This window comes from Vibrio sp. 10N.261.51.A3, assembly GCF_041471965.1.
GTDB lineage: Bacteria > Pseudomonadota > Gammaproteobacteria > Enterobacterales > Vibrionaceae > Vibrio > Vibrio crassostreae_C.
Map to the genome: position 1 here is coordinate 18,104 of NZ_JBFRPK010000057.1, position 23,842 is coordinate 41,945.

The 23,842-nt window shown below is 44.3% G+C and carries 20 protein-coding genes; 8 read left to right on the forward strand and 12 right to left on the reverse strand.

The features are described 5' to 3' along the window. The first annotated feature begins 145 nt into the window (after positions 1–145). Complete coding sequence (locus AB4371_RS14510) at positions 146–661, forward strand: cytochrome b (protein ID WP_082151303.1); 516 nt, start codon at positions 146–148, stop codon at positions 659–661. Between the two features lie 80 nt (positions 662–741). Here AB4371_RS14510 and AB4371_RS14515 read toward each other — a convergent pair whose 3' ends face one another. The 5 genes from AB4371_RS14515 to AB4371_RS14535 all read right to left on the reverse strand — a co-directional run bounded on the left by AB4371_RS14515 (position 742) and on the right by AB4371_RS14535 (position 6,041). Then, positions 742–1,176 (reverse strand): hypothetical protein, encoded by a 435-nt coding sequence (locus tag AB4371_RS14515; protein WP_102319749.1) that lies wholly within the window; start codon positions 1,174–1,176, stop codon positions 742–744. Between the two features lie 74 nt (positions 1,177–1,250). Further along, positions 1,251–1,517: a hypothetical protein gene (locus AB4371_RS14520; protein ID WP_017067627.1), complete on the reverse strand. Its 267-nt coding sequence runs from the start codon at positions 1,515–1,517 to the stop codon at positions 1,251–1,253. 235 nt (positions 1,518–1,752) lie between these two features. Further along, the gene (locus AB4371_RS14525) at positions 1,753–3,537 is read right to left on the reverse strand and encodes an ABC transporter ATP-binding protein (RefSeq protein WP_372150204.1); all 1,785 of its coding nucleotides are present in this window, start codon (positions 3,535–3,537) and stop codon (positions 1,753–1,755) included. Beyond that, positions 3,531–5,294 carry an ABC transporter ATP-binding protein gene (locus tag AB4371_RS14530; protein WP_017059523.1) on the reverse strand — a complete coding sequence of 588 codons (1,764 nt, stop codon included), beginning with the start codon at positions 5,292–5,294 and terminating at the stop codon, positions 3,531–3,533. Before AB4371_RS14530 ends, AB4371_RS14525 begins: the two co-directional genes overlap by 7 nt. A gap of 228 nt (positions 5,295–5,522) precedes the next feature. Beyond that, positions 5,523–6,041, reverse strand: coding sequence for an NUDIX hydrolase (locus AB4371_RS14535; RefSeq protein WP_017059522.1), 519 nt, complete (start codon positions 6,039–6,041; stop codon positions 5,523–5,525). A 302-nt stretch (positions 6,042–6,343) separates the two neighbouring features. Between AB4371_RS14535 and AB4371_RS14540 the strand changes: the two genes are divergently transcribed. Beyond that, positions 6,344–6,604: a DUF333 domain-containing protein gene (locus AB4371_RS14540; protein WP_017059521.1), complete on the forward strand. Its 261-nt coding sequence runs from the start codon at positions 6,344–6,346 to the stop codon at positions 6,602–6,604. Positions 6,605–6,733: 129 nt separating this feature from the next. On the opposite strand, the gene AB4371_RS14545 is transcribed toward AB4371_RS14540, so the two are convergent. Then, entirely contained in the window at positions 6,734–7,612 is an 879-nt protein-coding gene (locus tag AB4371_RS14545; RefSeq protein ID WP_136982996.1) for a YdcF family protein, read from the reverse strand. A gap of 355 nt (positions 7,613–7,967) precedes the next feature. Between AB4371_RS14545 and AB4371_RS14550 the strand changes: the two genes are divergently transcribed. The 3 genes from AB4371_RS14550 (at position 7,968) to AB4371_RS14560 (ending at position 12,215) form a co-directional block, all read left to right on the forward strand. Further along, positions 7,968–9,338: an L-serine ammonia-lyase gene (locus tag AB4371_RS14550; protein WP_017068616.1), complete on the forward strand. Its 1,371-nt coding sequence runs from the start codon at positions 7,968–7,970 to the stop codon at positions 9,336–9,338. A 415-nt stretch (positions 9,339–9,753) separates the two neighbouring features. Further along, positions 9,754–11,232, forward strand: coding sequence for a peptide MFS transporter (locus AB4371_RS14555; RefSeq protein ID WP_372150206.1), 1,479 nt, complete (start codon positions 9,754–9,756; stop codon positions 11,230–11,232). A gap of 200 nt (positions 11,233–11,432) precedes the next feature. Continuing rightward, positions 11,433–12,215 (forward strand): siderophore-interacting protein, encoded by a 783-nt coding sequence (locus AB4371_RS14560; protein WP_017070633.1) that lies wholly within the window; start codon positions 11,433–11,435, stop codon positions 12,213–12,215. Between the two features lie 133 nt (positions 12,216–12,348). On the opposite strand, the gene AB4371_RS14565 is transcribed toward AB4371_RS14560, so the two are convergent. The 6 genes from AB4371_RS14565 to AB4371_RS14590 all read right to left on the reverse strand — a co-directional run bounded on the left by AB4371_RS14565 (position 12,349) and on the right by AB4371_RS14590 (position 19,781). After that, positions 12,349–13,251 (reverse strand): multidrug transporter, encoded by a 903-nt coding sequence (locus AB4371_RS14565; RefSeq protein WP_102319744.1) that lies wholly within the window; start codon positions 13,249–13,251, stop codon positions 12,349–12,351. Between the two features lie 136 nt (positions 13,252–13,387). Beyond that, the gene (gene phnR / locus AB4371_RS14570) at positions 13,388–14,092 is read right to left on the reverse strand and encodes a phosphonate utilization transcriptional regulator PhnR (protein WP_029235340.1); all 705 of its coding nucleotides are present in this window, start codon (positions 14,090–14,092) and stop codon (positions 13,388–13,390) included. Positions 14,093–14,159: 67 nt separating this feature from the next. After that, positions 14,160–15,869, reverse strand: a complete 1,710-nt coding sequence (locus AB4371_RS14575; protein ID WP_372150208.1) for a putative 2-aminoethylphosphonate ABC transporter permease subunit — start codon at positions 15,867–15,869, stop codon at positions 14,160–14,162. A 21-nt stretch (positions 15,870–15,890) separates the two neighbouring features. Next, positions 15,891–17,000, reverse strand: a complete 1,110-nt coding sequence (locus AB4371_RS14580; RefSeq protein WP_372150210.1) for a putative 2-aminoethylphosphonate ABC transporter ATP-binding protein — start codon at positions 16,998–17,000, stop codon at positions 15,891–15,893. 228 nt (positions 17,001–17,228) lie between these two features. Further along, positions 17,229–18,650, reverse strand: a complete 1,422-nt coding sequence (locus AB4371_RS14585) for an FAD-dependent oxidoreductase (RefSeq protein ID WP_372150212.1) — start codon at positions 18,648–18,650, stop codon at positions 17,229–17,231. Positions 18,651–18,770: 120 nt separating this feature from the next. Next, a complete protein-coding gene (locus AB4371_RS14590) occupies positions 18,771–19,781 on the reverse strand; it encodes a putative 2-aminoethylphosphonate ABC transporter substrate-binding protein (protein ID WP_372150214.1) in 1,011 nt (336 codons plus the stop codon). Between the two features lie 350 nt (positions 19,782–20,131). Between AB4371_RS14590 and phnW the strand changes: the two genes are divergently transcribed. The 3 genes from phnW to phnX all read left to right on the forward strand — a co-directional run bounded on the left by phnW (position 20,132) and on the right by phnX (position 23,607). After that, the gene (gene phnW, locus AB4371_RS14595; protein WP_102495249.1) at positions 20,132–21,235 is read left to right on the forward strand and encodes a 2-aminoethylphosphonate--pyruvate transaminase; all 1,104 of its coding nucleotides are present in this window, start codon (positions 20,132–20,134) and stop codon (positions 21,233–21,235) included. Continuing rightward, on the forward strand, positions 21,235–22,674 hold the full coding sequence (locus AB4371_RS14600; protein WP_372150216.1) for an aspartate aminotransferase family protein: 1,440 nt from the start codon (positions 21,235–21,237) through the stop codon (positions 22,672–22,674). The genes phnW and AB4371_RS14600 overlap by 1 nt, the downstream gene beginning before the upstream one ends. A gap of 114 nt (positions 22,675–22,788) precedes the next feature. Continuing rightward, on the forward strand, positions 22,789–23,607 hold the full coding sequence (gene phnX, locus AB4371_RS14605; RefSeq protein WP_136982419.1) for a phosphonoacetaldehyde hydrolase: 819 nt from the start codon (positions 22,789–22,791) through the stop codon (positions 23,605–23,607). Positions 23,608–23,842 lie beyond the last annotated feature (235 nt).

Consider the following 23,842-nt stretch of genomic DNA (forward strand, 5'->3'; position numbering starts at 1 on the left):
CCTGAAGCAACATCATTAATTTCTAAATTATAAAAATACCGCGTAATACTGTTCTATATGATTAATTCGCGATGCGAATATACCGAAAAATGGTTTATTGCATCGAGATGAATCTTATATTAATAACGATCAGAACGAGGTTAATTTGAATAATCCACGATACGATTTAGTAAGCCGTGTACTGCACTGGGTAATGGCTTCTGTAATCATCTATGCAACAATCGCAGGGTATGTGATGCACTATGTCACCAGTCATCCAGAGCTGTTTTCTTTTCTGTCAGTGCTCAACATGTCATTGGCGACCGTTGCGACGCCACTGCTTGTGGTTCGTTATATCTGGAGCCACTTTCGCTCGTCGCCAAGCATGCCAACCTCTGTGCCTGAAGGGCAAAAATGCGTTGCCAAGCTTGCACACTCTTTGATGTATCTTGTGATGTTTATGGTTTTCAGCACCGGCTACTTAATGCTAAAAGAACCGTACTCTTTATTTTGGTTAGTGAGCGTAAATAATCTAATTACCGACTCTGCAATCAACGGCTTCTTTTTCTATTTACATCGTGCCAGTTGTATTGCCCTAGCCTGTTTAATTGTGCTGCATATCAGTGCCGCACTTAAACATCACTTTGTCTCTAGGAACTATGTATTGAAGATGATGCTCTAGATTCAAAGAATTCAAGACAATTTGCACAAACAACAAAAAAGCCATAGCATGTTCGCTATGGCTTTCTTATTTCAATTTGATTACTTGGTTTGAGTATCAATCATCACTTGCCAGTATTCACATTTAGCCAAGAACTCTTTTAAATAAAGCTCTGGGTTAGCAAGCTTCTCACCGCCTTTAACATCAGCACCAGTCACACGCCAAAAGCCACGAGTGACCAAGTTTCGATGATAAATAAAATCGTTGAGTTCATTAGCCTTCAAAGGAAGTTGTTCACCAAACGTATTTTCGTAGCGGCTCAGAGTCGAGGCTTGTTCACTTGGCTTCTCCCTTAAAAAGGTATCCAAATCCAGACCTAATGCCTGTTGCTGATCTTTTGATAGGGTTTTAACTAATTTAGAGATCACACTGAACAGAGCCAACTCAACTTTTTGAGACGCTAATAACGATGCACCTAAAAGCGCATGTTCATTGGAAATGTGTTGCTCTGTTGATGAAACGGTTGCTGTTGTCACTGTGTTAACCTCAAATAATCATAACGGGTGTTACTGAACTGGATAGAGTCTTTTCACTAAGCTGAATCTTGCAGCTAAGCAGAGTCTTTTAGCAGAACACGGTCAGCATCAATAATGGTGAAGCCTGATGCATCTTCGTTCTTTTCGACTTGCACTAAACCTTTAAAACCAATCTGCGACAGCTTCTTCGCAAGTTGATCTGGTGCTGTTTCAAAAACAACATTCATAAAAGGTAAAGACTCAGTATCAACAAAACCATGCTCGTTAAACAGTTCCATTGCTTGAGATAAATGGTCTGAGTCGGTTAATTCGATAATTTCTACAACTTCTTCCAACAACATTTTCGATTCCATATTCGCCAGAAAGTGACTGACACAAGCCGGTTCTTTTTGCTTGCATACATCCCGATGCCCTAAGACACCCCTTTAGTAGTAGGGATATCATAACATATTAATAATCGTAAAATATGTTTTATTTTTCCTAAGCTACTGGGAATACTAGAAAACAATAGAAATTGGTGAAACATAAGCAACACCAATTCATAGTATCGATAACGGTAAACCTGATTTGAGGTGATCAGGCAACCGTTACTTGAGAATCGCCCATTTCTACAATCGATTCTTGTAACAAGCCAGCATAAATACCATTGTGTGCCACCAGCTGTTGATGATTACCTTGCTCAACAATTTCACCCTTTTCCAACACCAAAATCGTATCTGAGTGACGAACGGTACTCAAACGGTGTGCAATCGCAATCACAGTTTTTTCCTTGAAAAGGCGCTGCATTGCTTTTTGAATCAGGTCTTCGGTGATTGAATCTACCGAACTGGTCGCCTCGTCAAGCATCATCAATTGACCACCCTGTGAAACCGCTCTAGCGAACGAGATAAGCTGCGTTTGCCCTACAGACAAGTTGGAGCCGTTCTTTTCCAAGTGGAAGTCATAACCTTGTGGCAATTGTTCAATAAACTTATCGGCATAAACATAGCGCGCCGCCTGTTCAACCTCAGTTCTAGATAGATGCGTTTTGCCCAGCGCGATATTGAATTGAATGGTCTCTTCAAATAAGTGCACGTCTTGCATCATCATTGAGAACAAATGAGCAGAGTCTTCACTTGAGATCTGTGACAGTTCTATTCCATTCAACAAAATGCTGCCTTCATAATCTTGGTAGGTTTTAGAGATCAGACGCAGAATCGTCGACTTGCCCGAACCCGTCGAACCCACAAGGGCAATTTGATGCCCTTTCTCCAATACAAACGAGACATTCTTTAGAACGTAGGGAGAGTCGTCTTTGTAGCGGAAGCTTACGTTCTTAAACTCTAGGCTCACAAACTGTTCAAGCTGTTTCTCAACCTTGTTAGATGGCAGCAGGTTACGCCCTTCCTCTTCAGTCGGCTCAACAAACAGTTCTTCAATATGGTCAAACGCTGCAAATGAACTCTGAATCGAAGCGATCTGCGAAGTAAAGTCTCGGATCGGAACAAACACTTTCTCTAAAGTATTGATGAACGCAATCAGCACACCCAAGGTGAGCGCTCCTTCTATCACTTGCTCAGAGCCATACCAGATCATAATCGCGATAGTGATGGAGGTGATGCCAGAGATAAACGAGAACAAAATCGCATCGTATTTATTGATCTTCTTCTGCGCTCTTAAAAACTCATCGGTATAGCCTTGGTAGCGTTGCTCGACTTGCTCTTCCGCTCGGTACATCTGAACGGTTTTCATGCCAAATAAGACTTCTTGTAAAAAGCCAATACCGCGAGCGAGAGAAGAACGAGTCACCTTATAGAGAGCACGAAGTCGGTTTCTCACATACACCGTCAAATACATCACTGGCGGCATAATGATCAATACAATCATCGTTAACTGCCAATCAATGAAGAACATCATCACCAACAGAGCAATGGTATTGATGCTGTCTTTAACTAGCCCTACAACCGACTGAACAAACGTCTCGCCGATGGTTTCCAAGTCACTGGTTAATCGTGAAAGCGTTACGCCAATCGGTGTGTTATCAAAATAGCTGCGTGGCAGTTTGAGCACGCGAGCAAACAACACTGAGCGCATGTCAGTTATCGTGTATTGCCCAGTTTTACGAAGGTTGTACGAATAGGTGGTATCCACCACATAACTCGCCACCAGCACGGCAACGAGATAGAAGACGTATTCGAGCAGACCATCCATATCCCCATGACTCAGGTGAACATCGATCACTTGAATGATCAGCCAAGGGAACAACAAGCTCGTGATGACAGAAAGAGGAAGCATAGCGATGCCCAGAATCGCAGAGCCTTTGTATTTCTTAGCAAACTTAAAAAAGTGCTTGAGGTACTTGAGATCAACACGTTTTAACATGCTGCTGCCTCCGTTTCATTCTGCTGTAGTTGCCATGTATCGTAATAGTAATCACAGGTTTTCAATAACGTGGCGTGGTCGCCCTTCGCGATCACTTTACCTTCGTTCAACACGATGACTTCATCCATATATTCAAGGGCATTAACGCGGTGTGAAACCACAAGAACCGATTGATTTTCCAAACGTTTAAACAAACCTTCCAAGATCTTACGTTCTGTTTCATAGTCGACAGCCGATAGAACGTTATCCATGATGATCAGATCGGTGGGTTGTAATAAAGCACGCGCAATACTTAAGCGCTGTTTCTGACCACCTGACAACATGATCCCTTTCTCACCGACTAAGGTTTGATCGCCGTGTTCAAAACGTGTCACATCACTAGCCAACTGGCTGAGCTCTAGCACTTCATCAACCTGACTCTTTGCCAAATCGGTATCTAGGCTACCAAAGCGGATATTGTCTTCGACGGTTGCTGAAAACAGGTAAGGGTCTTGAGTCACGGTTTTCACGTAACGGCGTAAGTCACTGCGTGAGAAGCTAGTGACATCTCTTTCACCAAGGAAAACAGAACCTTGTGGTACATCCAAGTGGTGGTTTAAGCAGTTCACTAATGTCGTTTTACCCGCTCCGATCCCGCCTAACACACCCACTTTCTTACCTGTTGGAATATCAAAGCTGATGTCATCGAGAATCACGCGTTCTTCACCTGAATAGCTGAAGCTGAGATTGCGAACGGAAAACGTTTTTCCCTTCAGCGATTCAACATCTAATTCAGTAAGCTTATCTTCATCTAGCTCTGGGACTTTGGCATTAAGAATGGTTTGTGCACTTTGGATACCGACCATGCCTCGCTGATAAATGGTCGCGATTCTGCCAAGTTGCATCAATGGCATAGCGAGCAAAACTGAGTAAGTCAGAAAGGCGGTAATCTCACCAAGTGTGAGTTCCTGTCTCATTAACATGTAGCCACCAAGCCCAAGAATGATGATTTTCATCAGGTCATTGGCGTAGTCGAGTACCGGCATAAAGAAGACTTGAATGCGTGTAATTTTAAGGCGGCATTCAAGCAATAACTGGTTCAGTTTTTCAGTTTCAGCTTTCACCCAAGGTGACATCTGCTGGCTCTTAATGAGATCAATCCCAGACAGGTAACTCATTAGCTGAGCAGACAGATTTTGTAGGCGCTTCATGTGCTCTAAATGCAGCGTTTTCATACGCTTGAAGCCCACACGGAAAATCACAAAAGCGATTGAGATAGGAATGATCGAATACAGTGTGAGTTCTGGCGATATGCGCCACATGTAAAGAGGCGTCAACGACAACGCAAGCAAGGCATTGAAGAACTGCAAAAAGCCGACACCAAACAGCAGTCGAATGCCACTAAGGTCATTGTTGATAATCGAGATCAGTCGACCCGAAGCAAAGCGTTCGTGAAAGCTGCTCGGTAAGCGATTCAGCTTTTGTAAAAGAGTACTTTTGAGCGCAGCCTCTGTAATTCGCCCCGGATTAAGCGCATAAATACGAGACAAAATTCTCACCACCACCATGGCAACCGACATCCCGACCACAATCCAAACATAGGTTTGAAGCTGTTGGTGGCCAGTTGAAGAGGCATCATCAATCAAATCTATCGCCAATTGGATATAGCGAGGGATCTCTACTTGTAACCAGTTGACGAGAAAGATGAATACAATCGCCAATAAGTACGAGGTGCGATTCATGCGCAGATAATGGGCAATAAACTGTCTTTTATTCATAGTATTCTTTGTTTAGGGCAGGCTCACAGCGAGATTTAGCGATATAACCGAGCAGTTAAGCTAGATAGGTTCATCGCTGAGGTAAAGATACATCAAAAACACTTAGTTGACAATATCAACCATATTCAATAATTAGTTTCCGCTATTAAATTTTAGCATTGCTGGAAACAATTTTGCCGCCAAAAGTGGCGGCAAATAAATAGCTTAGCAGGCTAGTATTGATAACGGCTAAAGCATCTCTTTGGCAATCAAATGCAGCAAAAAGGTTTCACGTTCAATACTCATGCCCTTCTTAGGGCTCTCTGCCATGGTCTTTTCGTTATGAGCGATCGCTTCATGGATATTCATCCACACCGGTTTCATCCCGTTTTTCACTTCATAATCTTCGTAAGCCGTTTCACCAAGCTCACGATCGATCTTGCATGAGTAGCAGTAAGAAATCATGTGCATCATGTCTGCATCATCTTTGTACCAAGGACGAAACTCTTCAAAAATGCCGAACGGCTTGATGCTATGGATATTCTTCGCGCCAGTCTCTTCTTCGAGTTCACGAACCATACCTGCGATCACATCTTCCCCTTCATCCAAACCACCACCAGGAATGGTGTAGTCGTGATAACGCTCTGTATACAGCATCAGAATGTCTTCACCATCTAACACAATGGCACGGGCAGCGTTGCGCTTATAGACCGTTTTATTGTCTAGATGGTCGATATCAGGATGGATGGTTGTTTTTAGGTGTCTCATGATTCTGACTGCTCTACTGAATTTGGCGGCATCATATCATAATCATCAATAGATTCGAGGTTCACAACCGCTAACCAGAACGGATCGGACGGGGATATTCCTACGGTAACTTGAATCCACTTAGCTTGATCTAACACTCAAAAAGTCGTTAAACATGAAGAAATATCAACCTATTTCAATATCTTGACCAAATTAGGACAACCTTTTCTGAAATCTAAAATATACTAATTTCATAGAGCTTCTCATTTGGTTCTGTAGAACTTAACGCATTCGATTATAGAGTTATCACGTAGGAGATAGACATGAAGAAAATTGGTTTGATGGCTGTATGTGCCGTTGTATTAGGCGGTTGTGCAAACGACTATGCAGAATATAGCGAGGGCCAACGTGTTTCAGTCGCTAACCCAGCAGCGGTTTATTGTGTTCAACAAGACGGTGAATTAGACACGGTTACTGAAAACAATCAGCGTACAACTTACTGTGTATTCGATGACGGCGAGCGCATTGAACAGTGGGAGTACTACCGCAATAACCATGAGCAAGATTCAGAAAACCAAAGTTAATCACTGTAAAAAACACATGAGCCTTCTGGCACAATGTTATGGGCGATGATTACGTTCGAGCGGTTAAAAACATCGCTGAAGAAGGCACTGAACTTCTAGCTTTTGGCATCACGAGAAAGAAATAAACATCTATCGCCACCAGCGGTGTGTGTGATCCGATTCCGGGTCTAAATAACGATTCAATAAAGTCAGGTTAGTATCAAGTAATGCTAGGTATTCCCTGACTTTTTTTATATCGGTACCCACTGAAGTCTGCTGGATACAGCGCTCCAATACAGGGAGTAAACTCTCCACAATGTCAAAGTCAAATGAACGTCCGACGAGCTCCTTGGCAGTTATCAGTGCTTCCAAAGACTGTCTTTCTGGCTCTCGCCTTACTGAATCCAAATCTCGCTTAAACGCGCCCGAACAGACACCTTCAAGATAAACTCGGTAGGTCGTCAGTACGTCCATCAACAGAAACAATTGCCCTTGAGCACTTTGATGTGGGTATGGCACCGCAACATGAGCCTCCAACCAGCGATCTATTTGCAGCTCCACCCCAAGTGCGGAACACTTCTCGACGAGAACTTTAAGCAAACCTTGCTCGTCCATAAGCGATTGAATCTCGAATATACGTTGTAAGTGGTAGTCATTAGAAACGAATGTCACCTGCACACTCTGCCCGCGAGTAAACAGCCCGCTTTTAATCATCTCTGAGGCCAAGTTCTGTATGTTCTCGACAGTATTGGTCGAATGCTGCTCGAGTAAAATCGCCCCTAAAGAAAACGGATGTTCTCGCTGATGTTCAAGCTTCCTAAAATATTGGTGCATCGCATCGGCTTCAGACAGTGTTTGCCCTTTTGTTACCCCACCACAAAATGCTACCGCAGTTTGCTGATTCGACTCTTCTACCAAAGGCTCCGCCAGATACTCAACCAAAGCATCAACTCGACTGGTTCCTTCATCAGTCAATTTATTCTCATTAAGTCGCTTACCCAGCACAATAAGGAGGTGATTAATGCTCATTTTATGTTCAAGTCTCGTTTGGGGGATTAGATGGAGTGAATTATGTATACAATACTTGTTAACAAAAGTATTTTGAAATTCTTATATGTTGCTCGCAATAATGCTCACTATTGATAGCCACATCTTAGGTAATACAAGAATAGACGTGTCGCTTTACAGCAAACATAGCACGCTCTTGTATTTCAGCGCTCTATGCTTGTTAGCACTAGTCGATAAAAGAGTCCTTTCAATCAATGAATACGCTCAATCGATAACTGTTTCACCCAAAGAACAGGTTCACTCAAAGAAGTGAAACTAACTAAATACAAATTTTACACAGAGTTCGTCCATCGAACCGTCTTCACAGGAAGTTACTATGCTGTCTATTTTTGATATCTACAAAATTGGGGTTGGACCATCCAGCTCCCACACAAATGGACCAATGATCGCTGGGTTTAACTTTACCCAAAAAATTGATGCTCAGCTTAAGCAAGTGAAGCGTATTCAAATCGACTTATACGGCTCGTTATCATTGACGGGTATTGGTCACCACACAGACAGAGCGACCTTGTTAGGTTTGCTAGGTAACCGCCCCGACACCATTAAAATCACCAGTGCTAACCAAGCAATGCGTAAGGCGATTGAAGATAAATCTCTATTGGTTAGCGGTAACCATGAAATTTATTTCGATGTAGAAAGCGATCTGCTCTTCCACAAGACCAACCTTCCGCTGCATGAAAATGGCATGACTATCTCTGCCTTTGACGAAAGCGGTAGTCTCCTGGATATGGAAACCTACTACTCGATTGGTGGTGGCTTTATCGCAACCGCTGATGAGCTACAAAACGGCAAACAGGAAGCAGAAACACAAGTTGAGTTCCCTTTCTCTTCAGCCGACCAGTTGCTTGAACTATCCGAACAACAAGGACTGAGCCTTGGTGGCTTAATTCTACGTAACGAAGTTTCATTCCAAGGTATGGATGTGATTGACCAGAAAGCCGACCAAATTTGGAAGGTGATGTCTCTGTGTATGCAGCGTGGCTTTGACACGGAAGGCATCCTTGATGGCGGCCTAGAAGTCACTCGTCGAGCACCTGCTCTGCTTAAAAAGCTTGAAGCGAATGCCTCGATTGAAAACGATCCAATGGAGATCATGGATTGGATTAACCTATTTGCCTTTGCCGTGAGTGAAGAGAATGCAGCGGGCGGTCAGGTCGTGACATCACCTACCAACGGTGCAGCTGGGGTTATTCCTGCGGTATTGATGTACTACCATCGTTTCATCAAGGAGCTAGACACCAAGCAGCTTAAAGACTTCTTGGCAGTCTCTGGCGCAATCGGCATCTTATACAAAACCAACGCTTCGATTTCTGGCGCAGAGGTAGGTTGTCAGGGTGAAGTCGGCGTTTCTTCATCAATGGCCGCAGCAGGCCTAACTGCCCTACGTGGTGGTAGCAACGAACAGATTTGTATTGCCGCTGAGATCGCGATGGAACACTCACTGGGCATGACATGCGATCCGATCGGTGGCCTTGTTCAGGTGCCATGTATCGAACGTAACGCAATGGGTGCAATGAAAGCCATCAATGCATCGCGCATGGCGTTGAAACGTACCAGCAAGTGTCTTATCTCGTTAGACAAGGTTATCGAGACCATGTATCAAACAGGTAAAGACATGAACAAGAAGTACCGTGAAACTTCTCTAGGCGGCCTGGCCGTGATTCACATGGCACCCCCGTGTGAGTAACAGACAGGAACACGAGTAGAGAAAGCCTCTATAGAGACGGCATTCTTGTAAACTTAGTTTTCAATATCTCAACAAAGCCAGCCACCAAGCTGGCTTTTTTATTGGCTAAAGCCCAGCAGACAATTGAAAGTGATACTCACTCAAAATAACTTATAGAATGACTACCTCTAATTTTCCCTTTATTAGTTCATTACTTAGCCACAAATGATGATGGCTAAATTTCATACCGCCATGCATCCACTTGCAAAATCTAACGTTGCAAATCTCATTCATGAGAAATATGAATGCACTCATAAGAAAAGATATATCGAGTAAAGTTCTGTTTGGGACAGATATTTCAGTTTATGTATTACTACTAATGATATTATAATCGGGTAATTACACTACATATTAATACAAACGTGAGAATAAAATAATGTGGAATAGATTAAACAAATCAATGATGTTCTGCCAAATGATGTTCGGACTTTCGTTCTATGGCGTCATGGTGATCTTGACTCGTTTCTTCCTTGAAGATCTGAACTACAATGAAGCCGACACCATGATGGTTGTTGGTGCTTTCTCTGCAATCGGACCGCTATTTGCTATCGCAGGTGGCTTTATCGCCGACAAGTTTTTAGGCGCCTACCGATCTTTAACCATTGCCTTCCTAGGGTTCGCAAGTGGTTACGTTCTACTGGTACTTGGTGCAGCAGCAACCAATGTTCCGATGGCATTATGTGGTATTGCGTTAGCAAGTTATGCACGTGGTTTGATGTCCCCTTCTTACCCAAGTCTTTACAAACGCACGTTCAAAACTCAAGAAGATTTTGAGAACTGCTACCCAATCAACTACTCAGTAAACAATATTGGTGCTCTGTTAGGCCAATACCTGTTCCCAATGCTAGTACTTGTTGTTGGTTTCCACGGTGGTTTCCTTCTTTCAGCGGTGCTAGCCGGTGCTGCGCTTCTGATGATGATCTTTGTTCGCAAAGGCCTTGTTGAAGCAAGTGCTGAAATCGACCAAAAACCAGTAAGCACTAAAAACTGGGCAGCATTCCTTGGCCTTTCTGCTGCAATGATTGGTTTGGTATTCTTCATGTTTTCTAACATGGATATCGGCCAGAACATCGTGTACGCAATTGGTGGTGCAGCGATCATCTACTTTGTCTCTTTGATGATGAAATCGAAGAAGTCAGACATGCTGAAGATGGGTACGATCTTAATCATCACATTCCTGACGACATGTTTCTTCGTGTACTACGGTCAGATGATGACTTCGATGACAATGGTAGCGATCAACACAATGCGTGGCGATCTATTTGGTTTCATCCCTGTCGCACCTGAAGCTTCAATGGCAATGAACCCACTATGGTGTATGGTTGCTGGCCCTATCATCGCGGGCATCTTCTCTAAACTAGAAAAGAAAAACATTCATTTCTCTACCGCAACCAAAGTAGGTTTCTCTTTCATTCTGACGGCGATCGCTTTCGGTATCTTAACGATGGCAGTAACAACCGTTGGTGAAGATATTCTGATTCGCCCTGAAGTGTTCTTAGCAATCCACTTCTTCCTAGCATTTGGTGAGGTTATTGTTGGTTCTATGGTTGTAGCCTTCATCCTGTCTGTTGCACCTAAGCACATTGAAAACTTCTCAGTAAGCTTGTTCTCTGTTGCTATCGCACTATCAGGCATTGTTGGCGCGGTATTCTCAACGTCTATTGCACTAGAGAAAGGTCAAGAGATCACACAAGAGATCGTGCAAACGGTTTACGGTGATTACTTCCAAATGCTGACTGTTCTTGCCGTCGTGATGGTAGGTATCGCAATGGCAGCATCGTTCATTATTCGTAAGATGCTAGAAGCTGCGAAAGCCGCTGAAGAAACGATTGAACTAGAGCAAGCAAACAGCTAATTCTGTTCGCTGAGTCAAACCAATCCTAAGAGCCCTTTAGTTTTCTAAAGGGCTCTTTTTTGTAGGATCCGTTTCTCAATAGGATCTGTCGTATAAGTTAGGTAGTACATGTGTAAATCAAAGTAAATGATAACTATTAGTATTGAGTGTTTTTTAGTTCAGGATTATGATGTGGAAATCCAAATCTAAGAGAGCCTTATATGAGCAAGCCTAGCCCTATCACATTAACCGTTACTCAAACCTCAACAATTACTCCAAACATGCAGCGCATAACGCTTAGCGGTGAAGGATTAAGTAAATACCCAACAGAATGTGCCGGCGGCTACATCAAGCTTTTATTCTCGCCACTTGGCACGACTGATTTAAGCCAGCTAAACGAAGGTGAGCGCCCAACCATGCGCACTTACACCATTCGTCAGTACAATCCTGTAGAGCAGTGGATTGAAGTTGATTTTGTTCGCCATATAACTACAGATTTGCAATGTGGTTTTGCGGCTCGATGGGCAATGAACGCAAAAGTGGGTGACACGGTTTCAGTGGCTGGCCCTGGTTTAATTCAGGGGCTTAACCTAGAGTCAGACTGGTTCTTCTTAGTTGCAGACATGACGTCCCTACCTGCGCTTTCTGCAAAAGTAAAAACGCTCCCAGAAACAGCAACGGGGCACGCTATCATTCAGATCAACTCAGCAGCAGATAAGCAGGTACTTGAGACTCCTCAAGGTATCAAAGTAACCTGGTTGATTGAAGATGAAACCTCAGAGTCACTTTCACAAACCGTGCGCAACACAGAATGGTTAGAAGGTCAGGTTTCAATATGGACAGCGTGTGAATTTGAAAGCATGCGTGAGCTAAGACAATACTTCCGCAACGAAAAAGAAGTCGCGAAAGAGAACATCTACATCAGCAGCTACTGGAAACGTGGTGTCACTGAAGATGGCCACAAAGTGTTGAAACAGCAAGATGCTCAAGATTTAGCGGGTTAAGTCTTTTACTACCTACAGCTTCTTACTAGATAAAGAGAAAACGCCCTTGACGAAGTTTGTATCGCTAAGGGCGTTTTTGATTTAGCTTAATATAGATGCCTCTGCACAAATATCCAATCGTTCCGGCGAGCTTTTAAGTCAATGAGATAACTAAGCCAGCAATAATTAGAGAGACGCCTACACCGCGAGTCGCGTGCCACTTTTCCTTTAAAAAGTAGAACCCCATCACTACGCCGAAGATGATACTTACTTGCCTAAGTGCCACAACCAAGCTGACGTTCTCTGTCATAGTCATCGCAAATAACACCAAACCATAAGTCGAAGCCATCATAATGCCTGCAAGCGTGGCTTTCTTTCGCAGTATCCAAGCATTAGTAAACTCGATTCTTTGGTTGGTTACGAATAACCAAACACTCAACGGAATCACAATTGCCCAGAACTGGATACCTAGGTAGAAAATCGCGGTGTGCTTGTTAGTTATAACTGGTGTGCTCAAAGGATCGAGTAACAGAAGCGCTTCTTTATCAATGATGGAATAGCCCGTGGTACCAATGGCCGCGATTAACGCCCACAGTACGCCAAGGTTGAGATACGCTTTTAACCTAAGATCTGAAAACTTCTTAAGTGGTACAAACAAACAACCCAAGGTAATCAAGGTGAAGCCAAACCATTGATTAGGTGACAGCTCATAGCCTATCAACACCGTGCCTAAACCCACCATCAACACGGGCAGCGCTCGTGCCATCGGGTAAATCACCCCAATATCGGCCTGCTTGTAGGCTACACCTAAGCCGATTAAATAGATGATTTGGCAAATACCACTTAAAAGAAGTAGCTTCCAAAATAAAAGCGTGATATCCACAAAGCCGACACTGTAAATGAACCAAATCAAATAGGGAGTCAATATCGCAGCAGCGGCAAAGCCAGAGGCTAAGAAGAAAGACGAGCCCGATCCTTGATTCGATTTACCTAGAACGTTCCAACCCGCGTGAAGCAAAGCCGAAATAGTCACGATGACGATGGCAGAGAATTCCATTTCATTCCTAAATTATAGATGAATTAGCACAACGGCTGACAACAGGTGATAAAAAGGCCTCCGAATAAGAGACCTTTGAACTTTTCAATTGGGCAATCCTGCATAATTGCAGATATGCTAACGTTCTAACGTATGACTAGCGCTCTAGCTGCGCGATTGACTCAATACTGATCGCGTCATGACGCCAATACTCAATATCACAGTCAATCAGATCGCCGTTTTGATTGTAGTTAACACGCTCAACAACCATTGCAGGTGAGCCAGAAGTCGCACGTAGGGCTTGCGCTGTCTCGCCAAGTAAAGACGTTGTGCTCACTCGGTAACGGATCTTCTGATACACCACACCAAAGTGTTCGCGGTAGATGTCCGTCAACGATTTAGACAAGTCGTAGTCAAGCAAGTTAGGGAACAACTCAGGTCGAATGTAGTTGGTCACATACACAACCGGCCTATCTTCAAGATAACGAACTCTGTCTACTCGATAAACGTCCGAGAAAGGTTGTAACTCAAGAAGCCGAGTCGCCTCCTTGGTTGCTAACATTCCTTTCGCCGCCACCAACTCAGTTTTCGGCTGTCGATTCTGCGATAGAGCCATATTGGTGAAGTTCAGCGTTTGTGTTGGATCGTAACGAAGCGGCTCGGGAGAGATAAACCAACCACGTCGGTCTTCTCGATAAATGCGCCCTTCCGCTTCAAGTGAAGACAAGGCTTCGCGTAAGGTAACTCGAGTCGTATCAAACGATTCAGCCAGCTTACGTTCCGCAGGCAGCTTCTGTCGTGGTGTTAACATCCCCGACTCTATCTGCTCTACGATGACATCTTTGATTTTTACGTACTGCACTTCATTTCCTTTCATTCTTGTTCTTGTCGTCAGCCACTCCTTGGCCAACTGCAATATAAGTGGTTCGCTAGCGTTTACGCCAAGCTTGGGTGCGCTTATCGAATAACTTGTTGATTAGCATATGAATCAACTTCGCACTCGCTGCAGATATCATGATCATCACCGCCATCGCTGCTGCTGCACCGGTTTGACCTGCATCGTCCATATTCAGTACAGATACTGACGCTGGAATCGTATTGGTAGAATACAAGAATACTACCGCAGATGTCGTGGTAAGTGCATTAATAAACAGGTATGTCGCAATATCTAAAATCGCCGGCAGACAAACAGGTACCGTCACCTTAAAGAACAGCTTGTATTGCGGTAAGTTTACCGAAGCCGCTGTTGCTTCAATTTCGGAAGGCAGTTGTTTCAATGCCGTTAACGCCGTCATGTGCCCTACCGTGTAGTAGTGAACCACGGTATTAATCACCAAGAACGCCATCGTGCCATACAAGAAGTTAAGTGGGTTACTCAAATCATTGAAGTAGAAGATATAACCCAAACCCAGCACCATACCCGGAACGGCCATCGGAACAACGCTGAGCATTTGCATCGCTTGACGAACAGGACCGAAGGCGCGACCTTTCTCAATGCAGTATGCACCTAAGAAAATCAGAACAGTACCAATAACCGCAGTCCAAGCACCAAGCGTTAAGGAGTTGAAGAATGGCGCCCAACCATAAGTACTCATTTCTGCGAAGTTGTAGTTGTTTAGCGTCAGCGCTTTGTTCCAAGGCCAGAAGGTGACCATCGAACCGTATATCGCCATGCCCAACACAATAACCACAGCAGCAGAGATGATGGTGCAATAAAGGAAACATAAGCCATCACGTAGTGAACTAGGTTCAGGTTGGTACGCGACAGAACGAGTATCAAACAAGCTCTTTTGTTTCTTTTGAACCCAGCGGTCAACGGTAAACGCAAGCAACGCAGGTAATAGCAGCAAGATACTGGTTACTGCACCCATAGAGAAGTTCTGTTGACCAACCACCTGCTTAAAGATGTCAGTCGATAACACGTTGTAGCTACCACCTATCACCTTTGGCACACCAAAGTCACAAACCACCAGCGTAAACACAACGATCAAGGTACTTATCAAACCGTATTTTGCCGCAGGTAACGTCACCATGAAGAAGGTTTTTAGCGATGAAGTATTGAGTGCACGTGCCGCCTCATAAAGACGAGCGTCAGAGGTTCTCAATGAAGTAGTTAAAATCATTAAGGCATGTGGAAACGTCCAGAATATCAAGCCCAGTGAGATACCAATCAAGCCGTACACCGAATTGCCACCCAAGACTTCTTTTGCGATACCTTGGTTGCCAAATAAGAAGATCAAACTGATGGCAGGAAGCAACGACGGAGCAAGAATCGGCGCAGAACCCAGCACTTGAAAAAGCCCCTTGAAAGGCATGCATGAACGAGTCAAAGCATAGGCATAGCCAAACGCTAATACTCCCACGACAACGGTCACTAACAACCCAAGCGTGAACGTATTGCCTACCGACTGCCACAGGCTTTGAGAAGCAAAATACGTTGCGAAATTCTGTAATCCTACAAATTCTCCGTCTGCATTCTGAACGCTTTTTTTCAACATTGCCCACAGTGGCATCAGGATAAACAGCGTCATGAACACAGACAAAAAGGCCAACAGCCCAAATAGGATTACGTTGTCTTTACTTAATCGAGCAAGAAAAGGTTGTACTCGTCGTTGAATTAGCAGCTTAGATTGCATCATTTGAGTCGATTCCATGATTATTTACGCCGCCTCGTCTTCCATCACTTGCAGGCTTTTCGATGGGTAAGCTCTAAGGCCACCTTGATCAAACGCCACGTAACGAATATCACTGCGACGCAGCTTCAATCGGTTGAACTCTTTGACTGATACATCAACGATGATCTCTTTCGCCGTTGAGTCATGTTGCAATTGACACTCAACACGATAAAACGCCCCTAAGAATTCGCTTGATACGATTCTCACGGGTAATGACTCACTAAAACGACCCACAAACTGGATTTGCTCTGGACGAACGGCAATATCGAAAACATCACCAAGTTTTGGAGTGAGGTTATCTAAACCTGGCAACGGTAACATCGACTCAGCAATACGCATCTTGCCTTGAGCCGCAACAGAAGCTTGAATAAAGTTCATGCTACCAACAAACTCAGCCACAAAACGACTGACAGGTTTTTGGTAGATCTCTTGAGGAGCACCGACCTGCTCGATAACACCATGATTCATCACGACAATACGGTCTGCCATCGTTAACGCTTCATCTTGGTCGTGCGTCACCATAATAGTGGTGATACCCAATTTGCGTTGCAGTTGGCAGATCTCATCACGTAGGTGTGTTCTTACCTTCGCATCCAACGCAGAAAGCGGTTCATCGAGTAGCAACAAGCCTGGAGACAAGGCTAATGCGCGAGCCAGAGCAACACGCTGCTGCTGTCCACCAGATAGCTGATTTGGAAATTTCTGACCAGACGTTGGTAAGCCAATGGTCTCTAACCAAGACTCAACCGTCTCAAGGGCTTCTTTGGTCGACATGCCTTGGTTTTTCAGACCAATCGCAATGTTTTCTTCCACAGTGAGATTTGGAAACAAAGCGTAAGATTGGAACACGATGCCAAAGTCGCGCTTTTCTGGTGGCAAGAAGGTCGTATCATTACCGTTCTGCTCAATAGAACCTGACGTTGGTAAGTCTAGGCCTGCAATCGCACGTAATAAGGTGGTTTTTCCACAGCCAGATGGGCCAAGGAAGCAGACGAACTCGCCTTTATCTATCGATAGGGAGATGTCTTTTAACGCTGTAAATTGGCCAAATTGCTTTACAACGTTTTCAATATTCAAATAAGTTTGGTTGCTCATACTACAGCACTCTCCATATGGTATATACCAAATTTAAACTGAGAATATTGCAGTTGAGTGACAAATTTATAGTAGCTAAATGACAGTTATATTGCAGATATAATAAGCATTAAAGATTGCTATTTGTTCAGCATTAACCGTTCGTTCCAACGTTGTAAGCCCTCAGTGACTTGCTCATAAATCACTGAGATCCTAAATGTAAACTTCTAATTTAAACGCTAGATTAATCTATGATTCAACCTTGTCGGCTTTGCCCGCTGCACCTGCGAGTTTGGATAACTGTTTATCTAGCCACAATGGCGTGTCACCCGAATCTTCCGCGTTCTCTTTTCTTCGTACCGCATCACGCACCATCATCGCACCTATCCAACGAAATGGCTCTGGCGGGAAGTGCCCTAATGGGCCTTTAGTTAAACCGCTTCGTGTCCAAGTATTGTCGATATCGAGTACCATTGCTGACAAAATCTTCCCGCCCATACGGGTTTGAGCAACGCCATTTCCAGAGTAACCAAGCCCATAATAGATGTTGCTTTGGCCTTTTAGGTTACCGAAAAATGGCAATCCGGTAACCGAACGATCTGAGCCGCCAGACCAGTTGTAATCGAATTCACTTTGTTCCAATTTAGGGAACAGTTTTTGGAACGATTGATTGAGAATCGGCAGGTAGTTAGTCGTTTGGTTAAACATGCTTTCAACTTGATTGGCAAACGAGAATTTATTGCCGCCTTTGCCCAACATGAGTCGTCCGTCCTGGGTATCTCGGTAGTAGTGGACAAAGATACGCGAATCCACCACCGCCGCCCCTTTCTCTGGGCCAAACTGCTTGAGCTTTTCAGGAATGGGCTTGGTCACCACCATATCTGAAGAGACAACCACAATGCTGCGTTTGAACTCTTTAAAGTGATCGAGCATCCACGCATTGAGTGCCAAAATCACTTTATCCGCAAATACTGACCCGCCTTTGGTTTGAATTCGAGCGGGAGAGCCATAGTCGAGTGATGTCATCTCTGTGTTTTCGTGAATTTCGACACCCAGTTCAAGCGCGACTCGGCGCAAACCTCTAGCCAATAACGCTGGCTGCACACTACCCGCAGCTTCTGAGTAGTAACCCTCAATGTGGCGATCAGATCCCGCTTTATCAGCCAAAGAATTGTCGCACTTCTTCCAGCTATTGATACCCTGCTTAACCAGATCATTAACAACAGGCTCCATTCCACCCTTTTGCGCTTCATTGGTCGCCGTGTAGTAAGTACCGCTTCGATATAGATGCGCGTCAATCTTGTGTTCGTTACAGAAGGCTTCGATCTCGTATATAACCTTTTCCGACTCCTTAACCAACCATTTCGCTTGTTCTTTTCCATAGAGCTTTTTCAGCGTCGGATACTTGGTTGACCACGTCAGCATGCAACCGCCGTTCGCACCAGAAGCACCGCTACCACATAGGCCTTTTTCAATCACGACAACATGCTTTTCGGGTTGCTGTTGTTTGATTAAAATCGCCGTCCATAAACCCGTATAGCCACCGCCAACAATGGCGATATCACAGTTGACATCTTTTTGGAGCGGCTTAGCCGAATCTAGCCCCGCATTGATGTTGCCGAACTCTTGTTCCAACGCTTGCTTGAACCAATATGAGTAGTGCTTTGTCATTTGTTGTACCTTACTTAAAACCTGAAGGCGTAAAACTAAAAAAGGAAGACCGAAGCCTTCCTTTACTGATTTCTAACTTCTAATGAACTAAATAGTTAAGTAACTGACTAGGTCGTCAGATTAAGATTTTGGCTCTGATTTAGCGTCAAACTTGTCAGACCATGTTTTAAGAACGTCGGCACGTTCGCTGCCCATGCGAGCGAAGTCCATTTTTGCCATGTTCTTTTCTACATTAGGGAAGTTCTCTGCTTTGCCTGTCACATCTTTGTGACCAACAACTGGGTACATTTCGATGTAAAGCTCATTTGCTGCTTTTGAGATAGACCAATCAACCACGCGTTGCGCAGCATCAGACGGCTTCACAAGGCCTACCGCTTCAGATTCCCAGCCGATGCCTTCAGGTGTAATCACTGAAAGTGGAGCGCCTTGAGTTTTCAGCTTAGCGCCACGGCTCGCCATAGAAATACCGATAGCGACTTCACCCATGCCCGCTTGAACACATGGCTTAGAACCTGAGTGCGTGTAGTGAGCAATATTTTGGTCTAGCTTCTGCATGTAGTTCCAACCTTGGTCTTCACCCATGTTTTGTAACCAAGCCGAAACCTGCATGTAGCCCGTACCAGAAGATGCTGGGTTTGGCATAGCAATGTGGCCTTTATAGATAGGCTTCGTTAGGTCATCCCAAGATTTAGGTGCAGGTAAGTTAAGTTGCTTAGCCACCACTTCGTTGAAACAAACTGCATTGAAGAATGCATCATTACCGTACCAAGCTTGAGTAGACTGTGGGTCGTTAAGGTTAGCGCGTAATGCTTCTACACCTTGAGGCATATAAGGTTTCAGGATGCCCTCTTCTTTAAGCAGTGCCATTGAAGAACCAGCAAGTCCCCAAACTACCTCTGCACGCGGGTTGTTTTTTTCGGCCAATAATTTTGCCGTCATGATCCCAGTTGAATCACGTACCCACTTGATGTTGATGTCTGGGTTTTCACTTTCAAATGCGTTTTTGTACTTCGCTAAAATGTCAGTTTCAAAAGCGGTGTAAACCGTCACTTCCTGTGCTGCATAAGCATTACCAGCCAATAGAGTAACTAAAGCTGCAAGTGATCCTTTCATAAAACGGTTTTTCATCATTTTCTCCAGTCAGGCCCGATGCCAAGGTTAGGAATTGCCAAGGTTAAAGTTGTTAAGGCTAGAAGCTCCATCTAGAGGCTTCTATATCCATAAATTCATTTAGGTTGTTAACACACACCTTTGCATTGGTATGTACCAGATTTCAAGTATTAAGCTAACTGGCTTTTATGACGATTAAATGAACAAAAAATGGCAATTTAAAGATCGAAAACTTTCTCAAGACAAGTGACCATTTTTAATATGAAGCTTTTGTGAAAATGATGTTTGGGCTATTTACGACCGTTTAAATTGGTTGTTAAAGTAACTCTAAATATTGGTATAGTCCAAAATTAAAATCACGAGAGTTGAACATGAGAAACGAATACTTACTGCTGACACCGGGCCCTTTATCTACTTCTGAAACCGTTCGCCAAGCGATGCTAAAAGACTGGTGTACTTGGGATGATGAATACAACAAAGACGTTGTTGAGGTGATTCGTAGCAAGCTTGTTACTTTGGCGACTAAGCAGGCGGGATATACAAGTGTATTAATGCAAGGCAGCGGCACTGCTTCAGTTGAAGCAACAATCGGTAGCGTTATCTCTAACAGCGATAAGCTTCTTGTGGTCGATAACGGTGCGTATGGTGCTCGTATTGCTCAAATCGCAGAATATTTAAACATTCCATGCCATGTCGTTTCCCCAGGTGAAACATCACAGCCTGACTTGAACAAAATGGAAACGGCATTGGCTATGGATTCAGATATTACTCACGTTGCGATTGTGCACTGTGAGACCACTACAGGTATGTTGAATCCAATCGAAGAGATTGCCAAATTGGCAAAACAGCACAACAAAACCGTCATTCTTGATGCGATGTCGAGCTTTGGTGGCATCCCTATGGATATTGCTGACTTAGGTATTGATTACATGATCAGCTCGGCAAACAAGTGTATTCAAGGTGTACCTGGATTCGGCTTTGTTATTGCGAAGCAATCGGAACTGGAAAAATGCAAAGGCCAAGCTCGCTCATTAAGCCTTGACCTGTTTGACCAGTGGCACTGCATGGAAAGCAACCATGGTAAATGGCGCTTCACGTCTCCGACTCATACAGTGCGCGCTTTCTACCAAGCTCTACTTGAATTGGAACAAGAAGGCGGCATCGAAGCTCGTCATAGTCGCTACCAAACCAACCAAACCACATTGGTTGCAGGTATGCGCTCTCTTGGTTTTGAACCACTGCTTAATGATGACCTTCATTCACCTATCATCACCTCTTTCTATTCTCCAACTCATAGCGATTACCAATTCAAGGAATTCTATGACCGTTTGAAAGAGCAAGGGTTTGTGATTTACCCGGGCAAGGTTTCAAACGCAGACTGCTTCCGAATCGGTAACATTGGTGAAGTGTATCCGTCAGACATTGAAGCTCTCATTAGCGCAGTGAAAAACGCTATGTACTGGGACATCAAATAATGACGACGACCAATCCAGAGCCAGTTCTAAAGGCGACACACTTTCGAAGCGAAGGCGATGTGAACACCACGCCAGCACGCGAAAAATGGAACGAGTCGCTAAACGATGATGCGACTCAAGTAATGTTAAAGCGTGATGCTGACGTGTTTCTTCATCAAGCCATGTCAACGCCTTGCCTAGACACACTTGAAGCAGCCGAAGGCATCTACATTCAAGATGCGACGGGCAAGAAGTACATGGACTTTCACGGCAATAATGTTCACCAGCTAGGTTATGGTCACCCACACATCATCAATAAAGTGACTCAGCAAATGGCGTCATTGCCGTTTTCACCGCGTCGCTTTACCAATGAGACGGCCGTTCAGTGTGCTGAGAAACTCACACAGATCTGCGGTGGTGATTTGAATCGCGTGTTGTTTGCTCCCGGTGGCACATCAGTGATCGGCATGGCGCTAAAACTTGCTCGACATGTCACCAACAATTTCAAAGTAGTGTCTTTGTGGGACTCATTCCATGGCGCGTCACTCGATGCAATTTCAGTAGGTGGCGAAGCGTGTTTCCGCGAAGGCATGGGGCCATTAATGGCTGGCGTAGAGCGCATTCCACCAGCGGTCTCTTATCGTGGTGCTTTCCCGCTTAATGACTCTTTATCGCTTCGCGGGCAAAACTCCGGCGATGCGAACGAGACCACATGTGATGTGCGTTATGCGGATTACCTAGAGTACGTGATTGAAAAAGAAGGCGGCATTGGAGCCTTCATTGCAGAAGCGGTTCGTAACACAGACGTTCAAGTGCCAAGTAAGGCTTACTGGAAGCGAATCCGTGAGATTTGTGATAAGCATAACGTCATGTTGATCATCGACGATATTCCAAACGGTATGGGTCGTAGTGGCGAATGGTTCACTCACCAAGCTTTTGATATCGAACCTGACATTCTTTGTATCGGTAAAGGTTTTGGCGGCGGCTTGGTTCCAATTGCAGCCATGGTCACTAAAGACAAATACAACACAGCAGCACAAGTCTCACTTGGTCATTACACCCATGAGAAAAGCCCTATCGGTTGCGCGGCGGCACTGGCTACGATGGAAGTGATTGAGCAAGAAAATCTACTTGAAAAAGTGCAAGCAGACAGCGCATTCGTGCGTGAACAACTGCTTCAAATGAAAGAGAAATACCCAGTCATTGGTGACATTCGCGGCATCGGCCTGCTCTGGGGAGTGGAATTGGTCACTGACCATATCACCAAAAACCGAGCGTTCGATGAAGCAGAAGCAGTACTTTACCAATGTCTGAACGATGGCCTGAGCTTTAAGGTGTCACAAGGTAACGTGATTCAATTAAGCCCGCCATTGATCATCAGTCGCAGCGAGCTACAAGTCGCTCTGTCTGTATTCGAAAAAGCGATAGCAAAAATCTGCAAAGACTTTGAATACCTTTAAACCACCTTTAAAAGCATGCCTTGAAGCAATAATTTCAAGTAACCAATAACCTAAAACAATCATTCATCTCCCAGAACAACCTGAGTTGGGAGAGAACAGAAATAGGACACGACTATGAATACAACATCACCTATCCAAGCGGTTATCTTTGACTGGGCCGGCACTATCGTTGATTTTGGGTCATTTGCTCCAACCAGTATTTTCGTTGAAGCATTCAGACAAGGTTTCGACTTTGATATCGATTTAGCAGAAGCGCGTGAACCTATGGGGATCGGCAAATGGGACCACATCCAAGCAGTGGGTCGAATTCCTGCTGTTGACGCTCGTTGGAAAGCTCAGTTCGGACGCTCAATGACAAGTGAAGACGTTGACGCGATCTACGCGGCATTCATGCCTCTTCAAAAAGCGAAAGTAGCCGATCACGCAGCACCTATTTTGAATGCGATAGAAGTGGTCAATAACCTAAAAGAGAAGAACGTGAAGATCGGGTCTTGTTCAGGTTACCCACGTGAAGTGATGGATGTTTTAATTCCTGCTGCTGCAGATTACGGTTACCGACCAGATAACGTGGTAGCGACCGATGACTTACCTCAAGGCGGTCGCCCAGCTCCATTCATGGCACTTAAAAACGTCATTGACCTAGGCGTGACGAGCGTTGCAGCGTGTGTGAAAGTGGATGACGCAGCACCCGGCATTGATGAAGGTCACAACGCAGGCATGTGGACGGTAGGCCTTGTTCTATCAGGTAACGAAGCAGGCTTAACGTATCAAGAATACTTAGACGCAGACGAAGCAACTCTGGCAACGGCGCGTGAAAAAGCAAGCGTGAAGCTGAACAAATCAAACCCTCATTACCTGATCGATACCATTGCAGACTTACCTAGCGTAATTGCAGATATCGAGAAGCGTTTATTGGCGGGTGAGCGTCCATAAACAAAGTCGAGCTATTACGTGATGTAAAACGTGAAAATACCGCTATAGCTTCAATTCAAATCCCTATCCAATCATGTACTCATTCGAGTTATACATATTGGGTGGGGATTTTTGTTTTATAAGCATGATAAAGCGCAAGTTTTTTACTTATTACCCGTAGCGCCACTGGTAAATAGACGAGGCTAGGCTATAGCTTAAACATAAACATAAACATTCCAACAAATGATAAAATCAA